Source organism: Runella sp. SP2 (assembly GCF_003711225.1).
GTDB lineage: Bacteria > Bacteroidota > Bacteroidia > Cytophagales > Spirosomataceae > Runella.
This window is the reverse complement of record NZ_CP031030.1, coordinates 6,876,128-6,890,424: the sequence shown is the minus strand read 5'-3', so window position 1 is coordinate 6,890,424 and position 14,297 is coordinate 6,876,128. Positions and strand designations below refer to the sequence as shown.

12 protein-coding genes are annotated in these 14,297 nt (G+C 43.7%); 8 read left to right on the top strand and 4 right to left on the bottom strand.

Going from position 1 to position 14,297, the window contains the following annotated elements; genetic code table 11:
* Window positions 1-17: 17 nt before the first annotated feature.
* From DTQ70_RS27730 to DTQ70_RS27720, 3 genes are all read left to right on the top strand, one after another.
* Complete coding sequence (locus tag DTQ70_RS27730; protein ID WP_122933830.1) at window positions 18-1,394, top strand: hypothetical protein; 1,377 nt, start codon at window positions 18-20, stop codon at window positions 1,392-1,394.
* Between the two features lie 354 nt (window positions 1,395-1,748).
* Window positions 1,749-2,480, top strand: coding sequence for a GDSL-type esterase/lipase family protein (locus DTQ70_RS27725; protein ID WP_122933829.1), 732 nt, complete (start codon window positions 1,749-1,751; stop codon window positions 2,478-2,480).
* 3 nt (window positions 2,481-2,483) lie between these two features.
* Window positions 2,484-4,076, top strand: a complete 1,593-nt coding sequence (locus tag DTQ70_RS27720; protein ID WP_122933828.1) for a serine hydrolase — start codon at window positions 2,484-2,486, stop codon at window positions 4,074-4,076.
* Here the strand turns inward: DTQ70_RS27720 and DTQ70_RS27715 are convergent.
* The 3 genes from DTQ70_RS27715 to DTQ70_RS27705 all read right to left on the bottom strand — a co-directional run bounded on the left by DTQ70_RS27715 (window position 4,073) and on the right by DTQ70_RS27705 (window position 8,048).
* Window positions 4,073-4,927, bottom strand: coding sequence for a flavin reductase family protein (locus DTQ70_RS27715; RefSeq protein ID WP_122933827.1), 855 nt, complete (start codon window positions 4,925-4,927; stop codon window positions 4,073-4,075). The genes DTQ70_RS27720 and DTQ70_RS27715 overlap by 4 nt on opposite strands.
* A 21-nt stretch (window positions 4,928-4,948) precedes the next feature.
* Window positions 4,949-6,718, bottom strand: a complete 1,770-nt coding sequence (locus DTQ70_RS27710) for an ABC transporter ATP-binding protein (protein WP_122933826.1) — start codon at window positions 6,716-6,718, stop codon at window positions 4,949-4,951.
* A 106-nt stretch (window positions 6,719-6,824) separates the two neighbouring features.
* Window positions 6,825-8,048: a 3-phosphoshikimate 1-carboxyvinyltransferase gene (locus DTQ70_RS27705; RefSeq protein WP_122933825.1), complete on the bottom strand. Its 1,224-nt coding sequence runs from the start codon at window positions 8,046-8,048 to the stop codon at window positions 6,825-6,827.
* A 95-nt stretch (window positions 8,049-8,143) separates the two neighbouring features.
* Between DTQ70_RS27705 and DTQ70_RS27700 the strand changes: the two genes are divergently transcribed.
* The 4 genes from DTQ70_RS27700 to DTQ70_RS27685 all read left to right on the top strand — a co-directional run bounded on the left by DTQ70_RS27700 (window position 8,144) and on the right by DTQ70_RS27685 (window position 11,722).
* Entirely contained in the window at window positions 8,144-9,082 is a 939-nt protein-coding gene (locus tag DTQ70_RS27700) for a glycosyltransferase family 2 protein (RefSeq protein ID WP_122933824.1), read from the top strand.
* Window positions 9,024-9,599: a WcaF family extracellular polysaccharide biosynthesis acetyltransferase gene (locus tag DTQ70_RS27695; protein WP_122933823.1), complete on the top strand. Its 576-nt coding sequence runs from the start codon at window positions 9,024-9,026 to the stop codon at window positions 9,597-9,599. The genes DTQ70_RS27700 and DTQ70_RS27695 overlap by 59 nt, the downstream gene beginning before the upstream one ends.
* Before the next feature lie 43 nt (window positions 9,600-9,642).
* The gene (locus tag DTQ70_RS27690) at window positions 9,643-10,413 is read left to right on the top strand and encodes a glycosyltransferase family 2 protein (RefSeq protein ID WP_122933822.1); all 771 of its coding nucleotides are present in this window, start codon (window positions 9,643-9,645) and stop codon (window positions 10,411-10,413) included.
* 94 nt (window positions 10,414-10,507) lie between these two features.
* Entirely contained in the window at window positions 10,508-11,722 is a 1,215-nt protein-coding gene (locus DTQ70_RS27685; RefSeq protein WP_122933821.1) for an MraY family glycosyltransferase, read from the top strand.
* Window positions 11,723-11,724: 2 nt separating this feature from the next.
* Here DTQ70_RS27685 and DTQ70_RS27680 read toward each other — a convergent pair whose 3' ends face one another.
* On the bottom strand, window positions 11,725-12,318 hold the full coding sequence (locus tag DTQ70_RS27680) for a DUF502 domain-containing protein (RefSeq protein WP_122933820.1): 594 nt from the start codon (window positions 12,316-12,318) through the stop codon (window positions 11,725-11,727).
* Between the two features lie 260 nt (window positions 12,319-12,578).
* Between DTQ70_RS27680 and DTQ70_RS27675 the strand changes: the two genes are divergently transcribed.
* Window positions 12,579-13,982 (top strand): hypothetical protein, encoded by a 1,404-nt coding sequence (locus DTQ70_RS27675; RefSeq protein ID WP_122933819.1) that lies wholly within the window; start codon window positions 12,579-12,581, stop codon window positions 13,980-13,982.
* Window positions 13,983-14,297: the final 315 nt, after the last annotated feature.

The following is a 14,297-nucleotide window of genomic DNA, read 5'->3' as shown; positions in this document are numbered from 1 at the left end:
TACTTAAAAAGCGCACCATGAAGCACCTTATTTGGATGCTCCTTCTTACGGGGGGAATTGCTACGGCACAGGATTCGGTCAAACCTGCTCCCGACAAAAATGAGTTAAAATATAACCTCAATGCGTCAGGTACGCACTTCTTTAAAGCTACTTTTTTGAATCAGACTTGGGTACGCTTCAACCAAAGCAATCCAGGTACGACGGTAATAAATGAACCTGCCTCACAAACCTTAGATTTAGGTCTTCGTCGGACGCGTATACAGTTGTTTGGGCAAATTTCTGACCGCGCCTTTGTGTATTTCCAATTGGGAATGAATAACTTCAACTTCCTGAACGGTTTTCCTGCCTTGGGAAATGCACAAGGAGTGCCGACCAACCGTAAAGTAGGCTTTTTTATCCATGATGCCGTGGTAGAATATTCGGCTTTTGCCAACAAAGATTGGTTAAAAATTGGAGGTGGACTAACCATCTTGAATGGGCTTTCACGCTTTAGCCAACCGAGTGTTACCACGATTATGACGATGGATGTGCCTGTGTTTGCGCAAGCCACTGTGGACCAAACCGATGAGTTTTCTCGCAAACTCACCGTCTATGCCCGTGGTCAGGTAGGCAAATGGGATTATCGTATAGGATTAACCGACCCATTCCCCATCACTACCAACGGTGCAGCAGTACCTGCGATTTCGACCAACGCTAGCTTCGCGGCCAAAGGCCACCACAAGCAATACCAAGGTTTTTTGGTGTACAATTTGCTCGACAAAGACACGCATCAAACACCTTACATGACGGGTACTTATTTGGGCAAAAAGAAGATTTTTAACCTAGAAGGTGGCTTTATTTCTCAGAAAAAAGCAATGTGGAACACCGCCAGCCAAGGCAAAGACACGGTGTATCATGCGATGAATTTGTGGTCGTTGGCATTGTTTGCTGATATGCCAATCAATAAGACTAAAGGAACTGCCTTTTCGGGATACTTAGGCTATTTTCATACCGATTACGGCCCCAATTATTTGCGTTTCAATGGCATCATGAATCCTGCCAGTGGAACTACCCAAGGACTTTCGGGGGTATCGGGCGTGCAAGGCAATGCGTTTCCGATGTTTGGGACAGGAAGTGTGATCTATAGCCAACTAGGCTACTTGTGCGCCGCCGACTTATTGGGTAAAAACGGAACTTTAATGCCCTACGCCACGGCTCAAATAGCCAACTACCAGCGCTTGTCAAAAACGGCAAGTATTTACAGTGTTGGGGTGAATTGGCTCATTAAAGGTCATAACTCCAAAATTACGCTCGATTATCAGAACCGTCCAGTGTATCAAAATGCGACCGACGGCCGCCTGAGCCCCAACGGTCGCCGAAGTGCCCTGACGTTACAATATCAGATTTTTATCTAACAAAAGAGTTTTCCATCCTTCAGTAGAGTAAAGGTTTAGGTATCATGTGAGAATCCGACTTTTCGATGAAGAGTTGGATTTTTGTTTGTCGGAACTACCCCAACTGACAATTTTAGTTTTTGTGTAAAACTGGACTATTTGTGAGGAAATGGCGATTTTATATCTTATCTTTGACTTGTAACTACGTCTCACGGCGTCGCCAAGAGACTTATTATAAACACATCAACAATCTTTTTTTGAAAACTAGGTCAAGTGTTTGTGAGCAAAAAAAGCTACCTTCTTAGGGTAGCTTTTTTTTCGGACTAAGCGTAAATTCTAACCTTTGGGCGCTTTCAACTAGAAAACACTCCACCTATGACCCCTTTATTTACCAAACGCAACTTTTTTGTAAGTAGCTTTTTATTGCTTCTAGTAGTGGCCTCCTGCCAACGTAGTAACCTCACCTATCAACCCATTGCCGAGCCTTTTGCACTAGACTATAAAATCGACCGCTCTGAGGAGGAAATTAAGAAATTTGAGCAAGAAGATGCAACCAAAGGCATCAAAAAAGGCCAAGTAGTTTTGTACGGAAGTTCCAGTTGGCGCCTATGGAAAGACATGGCAACCGACTTAGCCCCATTGCCCGTCGTCAACCGTGGCTTTGGAGGTTCTACCATTCCCGAACTGATTCATTATGCAGAACGAACGGTGATTCCGCACGAGCCGAAATTATTGGTTGTTTACGGAGGAGAGAATGATTTATCAGGAAAAAAATTCAAGTCGGCCGAACAACTTTTCGACTCTTATCGTGATTTTGTATCGCTCATTCACAAGCGTTCTCCCAAAACTCACATTTGTTTTGTGTCAATGAAACTATCGCCGTCGCGCCGCCAACATTGGCCTGAAGTGACCAAAGGCAATCAAATGGTAAAAGCCTTCAGTACGGGGAAACGTTTGTCGTACGTGGATATTAATCCCGCATTATTCCACCCTAATGGTACGGTAAAAAGCGAACTATATACCAAAGACAGCCTACACATCAACCCGCAAGGCTATCGTGAATACGCCAAAATTCTTGTTCCTTTTCTACAAAAAAAATACAAATAGAGCATGCAAACTACGCGTCGTCAGTTTATCCAACAGTTAGGTTTGGCAGGAATTAGCCTGGGTCTTTCGGCGGCATTGCCGTTGGACAGCTGGAGCAAATCAGCCGTTCGGTTACCCCGTAGTACGCCCGAAGCACAAGGGGTTGATTCGGCAAACATCAATGCGTTTTTAGACGCCATTGCTCAAAGTAAACATGAGTTTCACAGTATGATGCTCGTTCGGCACGGCCAAGTGGTGGCCGAAGGCTGGTGGGCACCTTACCGCGCAGAATTGAAACATACCATGTACTCAATGAGTAAAAGTTTTACTTCCACGGCCGTAGGGTTTGCCGTAAATGAAGGCAAGCTTAAAACCAGCGACCGAGTGATTTCATTTTACCCCGAATACGCGCCCGCAACGGTTAGTGATTATTTGGCAAAAATGACGATCAAAGATCTCCTAACGATGTCGGTAGGACACGGCGTGGATCCCACGGGCCAGAGCATTCGGGATGAAGCCAATTGGATAAAAACGTTTTTGGCTTTCCCGATTCAAAACGACCCAGGCAGCACATTTTTATACAATAGCATGGCTACCTACATGTGTTCGGCCATTGTACAAAAAGTAACGGGACAAAAAATCATTGATTACCTACGTCCTCGTTTATTCGAACCTTTGGGCATTGAAGGGGCTGATTGGGAAGAAGATATGTTAGGTATCAACACGGGCGGGTGGGGCTTGCGCGTCCGTACCGAAGACATGGCAAAGTTTGGCCAATTGTACCTTCAAAAAGGCAAATGGAATGGCAAACAAATCATTCCAGCAGCGTGGGTAGAAGAAGCAACTACCTTCAAAATTCAGCAACCTTCTCCTGCAAAACCAACGCGCCCCAACGAAAAGAACGATTGGCTTCAAGGCTATTGTTATCAGTTTTGGCGTTGCCAGCACAACGCGTACCGAGGCGATGGAGCGTACGGACAATACACGATTGTAATGCCCGACCAAGACGCAGTACTGGCCATCACGAGCGAAACTCCTGACATGCAGGGGATTTTGGACTTGGTATGGGAGCATTTGTTACCCGCCATGAAAGCGCAGGCGTTACCTGCCAATACGGCTTCGGTCAATGCGTTGAAGCAGCGAATGGCAGCATTGGCTTTATTGCCACCCAAAGGAAATGTAAAGCCTTTGGAGGCCGTAAAAGTATCGGGGAAAGCGTTTGAAATCGAAACAAATTCGATGAATGTGCAGCAAATTTCGCTGGCTTACCGCGAAGGAGGTACGTATCAATTTATGCTCAAAGATGCAGCGGGCGAGCATAAAGTAGAAGTGGGATTAGAAAAATGGGTCTTTGGACAAACTGACTTGCCAAGACCCAATTTGGTTGCTTCTCAGAAAATTAAAACCGAAAAAATCGCCAAAATAGCCGCCAGTGGTACGTGGAAAGACCCGAAAACGTTTGAAATAACGCTACGTTACTACGAGTCACCGCACCGAAATTACGTCATTTGCCAATTTGATGGCGATGCTTTAACAGTAAGTTTTGACAACAGCATCAACCGCATGTCGGGCGCGAAAGACAAACGCCCCATATTGCAAGGGAAAGCGTTGGCTTAACTTCCTTGCGAAGCCAACAACGACAGCCATGCTTGTTCTACTTTTCCTTCCGAAAGGTACTGCTTGGCTGTCGTTACCCAATCTTGCCCCGCATGTTGGGCTTTAAATGCTTCAATTTTATCGGTCTCAGGCAACTGTTGGATGTTACCCAAACGTCCCAAGTTATTTCCCGAAAATTCAGGGTTATTTTTGATAAAATCAGGAATCAAGTCCACCCCAATGCCTTTTTGAGTACTTGGTTTGGGAATTTCAAAAATCGCGTCGCCCGAGGCGCGTGCGTACCAATCGCCACCCATACGGGCTACCCAATCCGTTTTGCGCTGGTCGATGCGGCCATCTTCTCCCAAAATATCCTCCGAAAAATGGGCTAGAATTACTTCACAAATCACCAAGTTGGCTGCTCCTCCTTCTTCACCCAACGAAATGATTTGTTTGACTTTACACTCAAAAACGGCTTTCGATTCGCCAACACGCGGCGGGCGCACCAGTTGGGACGGCACTTCGGTAAAACCTGCTTTCACAAATTCATTAACGCCTCGCGGATATTCACAACTCGCCAGCGACATTTGCTCAACCATGGCGTAGTCAACCATGCTAATCACCACTTCGTCCACGACCTGTACGTTTTCCAGCGTATGTTTGTTGCTTCCGTCTCGCACGCGGCGATTGGGCGAAAAAATCAAGGTCGGAGGTTTTGTGCCAAACAAATTAAAGAAACTGAATGGGCTGAGATTTACGTTGCCTTCGGCATCAATCGTGCTGGCAAAAGCAATGGGGCGAGGCGCCACCGCACCTTGCAAAAAATGATGCAAAACAGGTACTGAAACGTCTTTAGGGTTGATGGTTAGCATAAATGTCTTGGTTATGATTCACTAACTCGAAGTTTTCTCTTGATGTTTCCACAATTCTTGAAAAACTGGACTATTGGCCCTGAGGGACTCGAACGTACCTTGGTCAACAATTCGGCCGTTTTCGAGCACATACACGTAGTCAAATTTGGTCAAAAGGTGCAAACGGTGCAGGGACGAAAGTACGGCTTTGCCCCTAAATTCGTCAAACAATTGTTCATAAATCAATGACTCAGTTTTGGGGTCAACGCTGCTGGTAGGCTCATCGAGTAGCACAATATCGCTGCTTCGGGCGGCCAAAATACCACGAGACAGCGCCAAACGCTGTTTTTGCCCCCCCGAAAGATTTACCCCTTTTTCTTGAATGTTGGACTCAAGACCGTTGGGCAGTTGACGGGCTACTTCGCTAAATTGGGCCGTGTCGCATACTTGCCAAATATCTTGTTCTTCAAAGGGTAGTCCCAACGTAATGTTGTAAGCAATGGTATTTTCAAAAATTTCGGGTTCTTGGGGAAACAGCGTCACGGTGTCCGTAATGAGGTCAATTCCTTCAAATGGTTTTCCATCGATACTCAGCTTTACTCCTTTTTCGGGTTCGTAAAGCCCCCTCAGTAAAGCCAAAAGGGTACTTTTTCCGCTACCACTTTCTCCAATAAACGCAATGCGTTGGCCTCGCTCAATGCGCAGGTTTAATTGATGAAGGCTATGCGCCGATTTTTGAGCGTCGTAGGTATCGTGATGCGAAAAATTCAACTGGTTGATTTGTATTGTTTTCCAGTCAGACGGAAGGACTTCAGTTGCTTCGGCGCGGTGCTGCTGACGGTAGGCTTCTCCAATCGAACGAGCCGTTTGAACATCAGTATTATAGCGAATGATTTCGGTGTATTGCCACGCAACATCCTGAAAAACACTGGTAAATTGATTGACATAACCCAACAAGGTGACCAGTCCGCCCACTAAAAACACTTCATTTGGAACGTAGTTTTGATACACGTACCCAACAGCAACCACCACATAAATTACCCCAATGAGCACGCTGGCCACAAACCATTTCCATTCGTTGATAACCACCGTACGGCGAAACGGCGGGAATATCTCTTTTACCTTGGCCAAAAGGCTATTTTCCATGCGTTTTTCGAGGCGCAGGGTAATCACCGTAATGATGTTGGAAAGACTATCAAACAAGGTCGATGACACGACGTGTTCTTTTTCGTTGGTTTCGTCGAGGGCTTTGATGAAGGGCTTGTCAAACTTGAAAATAATCCAAACCGTAAAGACCCCAATCAAAACGCCAATGCTTCCGTAAAGCGGAGAAAAATAAAGAATGGCCAAAAACGAAAAGACGAACTTTGAAAAAGCGTGCAAAAACATAAAGCCGTTTTGAAAGAAGTCTTTCAAAGCTTCGTAGGCTTTTCGAATACGGTTGATGGTAGCGCCGCTGTGGTGGTCTTGGTGCCAACGAACGGGCAAATGCAGCGACTGGTGATACAGTTCTTCTAAAAAATTGCGGCTCAGGTTAAACGCAAGCTCTCGCTCCATGACCCGCGCAGGACCGTGAAAAGCCCACTCTAACAGCATCAAAAACAAGTAGCCACCCGCATACATCCAAACGTGCTTGATGACACCCGTTCCCTCTTTTTGTATGGCTTCGACAAACCAGCCGTATAAAAGAGGATTAAGCGCAAAAATCACATTGGCAAGGACAAAAAGGCCATACACCAACACGTATCGCCCTTTTTCCTTACGTGCATATCGCCAAGCCGTTTGTAAGAGCGAGAAATAGGGATTTTTCATTGTTTTGAGGAAAATATCAGTAAAATGAAACAATGATTTTAGCCCGAAGGTATTGGCTTCGGGCTATCAAAATGTAGTGGCGTATGGAAAGCGATGCTTCTACGATTTATGCAACAGTTGTGACTTTTTTCAAGTCTTCCCAGAAACTTGGGTACGACTTGGCCACCACGTGCGGTTCTTCTATCACAATAGACATTACCATTCCTACGGGAGCAAATGCCATGGCCATGCGGTGGTCATCGTAAGTTTCGATGGTAGGTTGTGTTGTAGGCGCTACGGTGCGTCTTACCACGTATTTGGTATTACTTTCAACTTCTACTAATTCCCCACCGATTTTGGGTAACTCTGCTTGAAGGGCTGCTACGCGATCGGTTTCTTTGATTTTTAAGCTTTCAATGCCCGTCATTGTTACCGTAATGCCTTTAGCTACGGCACAAGCTGCAACGGTTTGAGCCAAATCAGGACAGTCAGTAAAGTCCCAAGCAAAAGCTTCTTGAGCAGGAATTTTGGTCAAAAGAACTCCTTGCGCCGTGAAGGTACTTTCCACGCCCATGTGTCGCATAATATCGACAATCGCGCTGTCGCCTTGCAATGAGTTTTCTTTTAAGCCTAATAATTCTACTTCAGCTTGTTCGGCCAAAGCAACCACACTGTACCAATAGCTTGCCCCCGACCAATCAGACTCTACTTGGTAGTGAGTTGGGGTATATTTTTGGGCAGGAACGCGGATAATTTTCTGCTCCCAGTCTGCTTCAAACGTTGCTCCAAAAGCAACCATTTGTTGAAGTGTCATTTCAATGTAAGGACGTGAACCAACTTCGCCCGTAAGCTCTAAAGTAATCCCTTCGGGAAGCGTAGGGCCTACCATTAGCAAGGCAGAAATATACTGACTACTCACATCGCCCCGTATTCTTACCTTATTTTCCCCCGAATAGGTAAAACCATTTAGTTGGGTTGGTGGGTATCCATCTTTTCCCAAATACGTAATATCTGCGCCAAGCGTGCGTAGGGCATCGACCAAAATCCCGATCGGGCGCTCACACATGCGTGGCGTTCCTGTCATGGTTTTGTTTTGGCCTGTCACCGCAAAATAAGCAGTGAGAAAACGCATGGTAGTACCAGCGTCAAGTACATCGGCGACCGTTTCCGACGATTGCAATAAACGCAGCATCGTTTGGGTGTCACGAGCGGCTGAGACGTTAGAAAGTTGCCCTCCAAAATTCGATAACGCATTGATAATCAAAGCGCGATTACTTTCGCTTTTAGAAGCTGCTAACTGGATTTTGGCTTGAATGGGAGCCAGAGGTGGGTAAACGGTTACTGCTTGCATTGAGAGTCGATAATCTGATAATTTTACAAAGTTAAGGCCATTTTTTTGCTTTTCAACCTAAAAAAGTACAATTTGCGGCTTGAAATCGCACAACTGTGAAATCTGATATTTCAGTCATTATCCTCACGCACAACGAAGAAAAGCACATCGAACGGTGTCTCCGTAGCTTACTAGTGTTTACGGACAAAATCTTTATTGTGGATTCGGGTTCTACCGACCGCACAGTGGCAATCGCCGAATCATTAGGTGCGAAAGTCGTTCATAACCCGTGGATTACCTACGCCACGCAGTTTAATTTTGGGATTGAAAATACCCCTTTTCAGACCAAATGGCTCATGCGCATGGACGCCGATGAGTACGTGATGCCAGAGTTGGCCAACGAAATCAATCAAACCCTTGCTGGACTGGCACCTACAATTACTGGTGTATATGTCAAACGCCGTGTGATGTTTATGAATCAATGGATTCGACGCGGAGGATATTATCCCATTTGGTTATTGCGCTTATGGCACCGCGACAAGGGCATTTGCGAGGAGCTGTGGATGGATGAACACATTAAACTTTCGGAAGGGGAAACTGTCCAATTCAAAAATGACATTGTGGACCATAATTTGAATAACCTCACGTGGTGGACACAAAAACATAATAATTATGCCATTCGAGAAGTGATTGATTTATTGGACATAAAGTATAATTTTGCAGAAGCAGAGCGCGTTATTCCCAAGCTTTTTGGTACCCAAGAGCAACGGAAGCGCTATTTAAAGCAAAAGTATGCTTCCTTACCCCTTTTTACCCGTCCATTCGCGTATTTTTTGTATCGTTATTTTATAAAGTTTGGCTTCCTAGATGGTAAAAAAGGGCTAGTATGGCACTTTTTACAGGGATTGTGGTATCGTTTCTTGGTGGACGCCAAACTGTTTGAAGTAGAATTTCGAGTTGGAAAAGATAAACAAGCTATCATTGAATTTTTCCGAAATGAATACGGAAAAGACCTATCATCGGTTCAAAACCGACCTGTCTCGGTACGACAATAGTTGGTATAAGCATCCGCCTTTTTGGAAAAATGTGCTTTGGTTTCTGGTAAACGCACTTTTTTTTAATTCGTATTTCCCGTTGCCAGCCTCTATTAAGTGTTTTATTTTGAGAGGCTTTGGAACGAAAGTCGGGCGCAACGTGATGATTAAGCCCAAAGTAAACATTAAGTATCCTTGGTTACTTACAATTGGGGATTACGTCTGGATAGGCGAAGAGGTATGGATTGATAGCTTAACCGAGATTGTGATTGGGAACAATGTGTGCCTTTCGCAAGGAGCCATGCTCCTAACTGGGAACCACGACTATACCCGCAGTACTTTTGATTTGAAGGTGGGTAAAATTGTTCTCGAAGAAGGCACATGGATTGGCGCCAAAGCGGTGGTTTGTCCAGGAGTTACCTGCCATTCACACGCTGTGTTAGCCGTCAATTCCGTGGCCGTGCGCGACTTAGAGTCGTACGGTATTTATCAAGGGAATCCCGCTCAGTGGATCCGCGAACGTAAAATAACGGAGTAACGCTAAAACGTTAGAGATCATTTCATCACCAACCCAAGAGGCTTTGAAAGTAAGTATTATTACAGTAGTTTTTAATGGAGAACAAACGCTAGGGAGTTGTATAGAATCGGTGCTAAATCAGTCATATCACGATATAGAATACATCGTAATTGACGGGAAATCAACCGATAATACACCTAAGATAGTCGCTAATTACGGCACAAAAATTGCTGTATTTATCTCTGAAAAAGACCAAGGGATTTATGATGCGATGAATAAAGGTATCGCTCAAGCAACGGGCGAGGTAATAGGTATCTTGAATGCCGATGATTTTTATGCAGACAACCAAGTCATTGAGAAGCTAGTGACAAAGTTGAAAGAAACGGACGCTGACGGCATCTATGGCGATTTGGTTTACGTAGATGCAAACGATACGGCACAGGTAAAACGTTATTGGAAGTCGGGTGGGTTTGATAGAAAAAAATTTCTTTTCGGTTGGATGCCCCCTCACCCAACGTTTTTTGTAAAAAAAGCGTCTTATGAACGGCTTGGGACGTATCGTCTTGATTTGGGAAGCGCGGCAGATTACGAATTAATGTTACGTTTTCTATACAAGCAACGTCTAAAGGTCACTTACCTTCCAGAGATTGTTACCGTGATGCGAACGGGCGGGGTAAGTAACAAAACAGTGGGGAATCGCTTAAAGGCCAATCAAAGTGATCGAGAAGCATGGCAACTAAATGGATTGAAGCCCTATTGGTTTACTTTATGGCTCAAACCCCTTAGAAAGGTTTTACAATTTGTTTACAAACCAAAACGACCGAATAATAAATAGAATCGTATTTTCGGAAGTGTTTTTTGTGAGATAAGCTAATTTTTATAATTTTTGTCTTCCGTTATGAGAGACAAAAAGGCAGAAACGGAATTCTATGAATGCAGATATACTAATAGACGTACTCAGAAGCCAATATCAAAATATACTTCAACACGAAGTGTATCAGTGCCTTATATCCTTTTTGATTGCCTGCGCTGTGGCCATTACGTCTATTCCAGTGATTATCAATATCAGTGGATTGTTGGAACTGAAAAAGAAACCCAACTTCCGCAGCTCTCACCAGCAAGAGACACCTGAGTTTGGAGGAATTGCTATTTATGCTTCGCTTCTAATTGCCCATTTTTTGTGGCCTCATACCAACGAACAAACCGATGCCTACTTAACAAGCTTGGCCGTAGTAGGGCTTACAATACTGTTCTTTTTAGGGCTCAAAGACGATATTTTAGTACTTGACCCTAACAAAAAGCTTTTGCTTCAAGTAGTAGCCGTTTCTACTTTGATATTACTTGGAGGACTGAAAGTTGACCACTTTTTCGGAATTTTTGGCTGGACGCACATTCCAGATATTATCAGTATTCCGTTCACAATTTTCATTTTTATTGCTATCATCAATGCCGTCAACCTGATTGATGGTGTGGATGGGCTTGCAGGAGGAATTGCTTTTATCGCAAGTTTGAGTTTTGGAACGTGGTTTTTGTTAAATCACCATTTCTCAATGGCCTGCATGGCGTTCTCGCTTTCGGGGGCACTTTTGGGCTTTTTGCGATTCAACTTTTCAAAGACTAGCAAAATTTTCATGGGCGATACAGGGTCATTGATTGTTGGCTTCTTGTTGGCATTTTTTGCCGTGAAGTTTATCCGTCTTAACATCACCTATCAACATGACTCCACTGCCTTCTTCAATGCGCCTATTCTTGCAGTAGTGCTTCTCATTGTCCCCATTTTCGACACATTGCGCGTGTTTTTGGTGCGTATTCTTAACCGCCGCTCTCCGTTTAAAGCCGACCGCAATCACATGCACCACGTACTTTTAGACAATGGATTTACCCACATTCAAACTTCACTTACGTTTTGGATTATGACCATTGTCAACGTGATGGGTTATTTCCTCACGTTTGAATACATTACCAACACCGAAGCCTTTTTTATCTTGGTGGGCTTGTTTTGTATTTACCTTGGTGCAGGCTACTTCCTTAAAATTCGGGCAATGAAGCGCAAGAAGCAAATGACTTGGACGGATGTTTTTAAAGCGCCAGATACCCCACGTGGACGTAACTCGTGGGCTCGCCGTGTCATTCGTGGATTGTAAAGCTATTTGACCGAAACCCCTCCCGAAACAATCATTTTCATGACGTCAGTACTCGATACGTTGTCGAGGATTTTGATGTTGGATTTTGCCACAATAAATAACTCTCCCGAAAACGCGTAAGAGTGTGGACAATAAACGGCTACATACTCACTAAGCTCGAAGCTAGAAAGGTCGTTCTGCGTTATAAAACCCAGTTTTTTTAGGTCAGACTGCGGGTTGATTGTAATCAACACAGGCTGATTAAACTTACGCTTGTCGCCCACAAAAGCCGAAATAAGGTCTTTGATAGAGTAATATATCAAACTCACCAACGGCATTTTCTTCAAAATACTTTCGCTAAAACTAAATACCGATTGGGGTACGAAGCGGGAAAAAATAAACCCTAAAAAAACAATGCTTGAGACGATAATCAACAACCCCAGCCCTGGCAAATAAAGTGGATGCTTGGCATCGGTATGAATGTAGATGGGTAAAATACTATCTAAGTATGAAATTCCTTCTTTGATAATTAGGAACGTAAAATACGTGGGAGCAACAAGTACAAGCCCCCGTACAAAGTAGGCAAAAACCCGTTTTATAAAGCGATTTTGGAGCATTTCAAAATGAATAACAACATAAAGAAGCCACAAAACTCGTACCAATCCTTGGGGTAGCTTCTTACCTATTTAACTGTGATTGATTGGGGGAAGTTCCTTTGCGGAGGCCCGAATAAGATTCTTGAAATTTTCTACTTTTATTATTAGCATTTTAATTCCGTTAGCCTGAAATTTACAATCTGATAACTTTACCCTGTACAAACTACTTCTCGTGTGCAAACTTATCGTTTAGTGTATATGCATCTAAACCACATAGTTATATGCCACGTTCACAAAATCCCGTTCATTCAGCCTATTACATAGGCTTATTGACCAATTTGTATGATTGGGCAATAGAAGGTACACTTTATTCCAAGCCTGCTGATAAAAATCTAGTAGAATGGTTTACTGTGCAAATTGAAAAGAGTCGGCATTTAGGCGAAGTACCCCCACCACAGGGTGCAAAAAAAGCCTTTACGACGATGCGCTCTAAACCAGCAGCGTGCAATTTTGACAAGAGGACATTAGACCGCTTGTGTCGAGTGTTGGCTTGTAGTTTGTCCGTATCCCATTTCAGTGATTTTTCGAGTTTTGTAAAATGGGCGGGAGAAGTGCCGCAGGGTATATCTGATGAAAGTGAGTTACTAAAAATAGCGCGGACGAAAGTCGAACGATATTATCAATTATATACCCTCCAGAATGAGTCACCGCGTGATATTGTAGGGCACGGCAATTCCCTGTTATTTTCTATTCGGCAACAGGAAGAATTCATGTTTTTTTCGGATGGGCAATTGGAGCCTTGGCAACAAGCCAATGCGATTCAAGAATTGTTTTACCTGATTAAAACGTACCCTGAACAATTTCTGACGGCCTATTTCTTGAGTGCATTTAATTCAATTTTTGTGTACGATTGTAGTAAAGTTATGACACTGAGCTTGACTAAAAAGCTATATCAAGGTGCCGCTATGATGGTCGACTATCTCAAAAGCCAAGAAGCTGTGGATGAGGACATTTCCCGTGTTATGCTGCATTTGGTGCTCAATGTCATGAAAGCTGCTTGGGCAGGCGGAGAAGTAGCCATTACGAAAGAATTTAACGAAGAGTTGGGAAGACTTATCGATAAAAACAAGTTAGAGAATACACTTGATTCTACTGAACTGTTTCGATACGAAGCCGAATATTACGCATATCGGTGCTGTTTTGAACCTAGTGCCATTGATGACTACGTTCGCTTTACTAGAGCAGTTATTTGTCCCGACATCGAACGAAAAAAGTACATTTTTAAAGCGTTGAAATGTACAGCTTGTGTGGCTCTTCGCCGTGATGATTATGAAAGTGCAAGCCGTGTATTGAATCAGATTCGGCAAGAGTGTGACGTGCTGTTTGAGCAAAACCGTCTAGCGAAGCCTTTGAAAGCGTTTTATCACTACCTCAGTGGTCGTACGTTTTACTGCAAAGGAGCGGAGTTTTTTGGTGAAGCGGTCGCTGAGTTGACGATGGCACTGGATATTTGGAAGAGCTTAAGATTAGATACGCGAATGATTGAAGGAATGCACGCGTACTCGCTTTTGATGGCAATTGAACAACAACAAAAGGGAGAAAAAAAAGATGGAAAAAAAGAAATTCCGAAATCCCTTGTAAAAGTAAACGCCTGTTCGGTGAGTTTGAAACAGATAGAAGAATAAAAGCGAAGGGCGCTGCTGACCCTCAGCAACGCCCCTTTTTTATGCTTTTTTAGGTTGCAACTTTTTGTATGTATATACGGCTGCACCCACTGCTAAAGCAACTGACAAGAGTTTGACGACTTTTTTCATGGCTTTGACGGACGATTTAGAAATTAACAAAACAACTAATTTAGCTCAATTAACGGACTTTCTGCCTTGCTATTGTGATGGATAAAAAATTGCTTTTTGGCCATGACTACCACAAGTCATCTTTTTGCCTGTTTTTTCTTTAGACGGGAAAAAGTACAAAAAGGTTTAAAAAAAATCACAAAAATT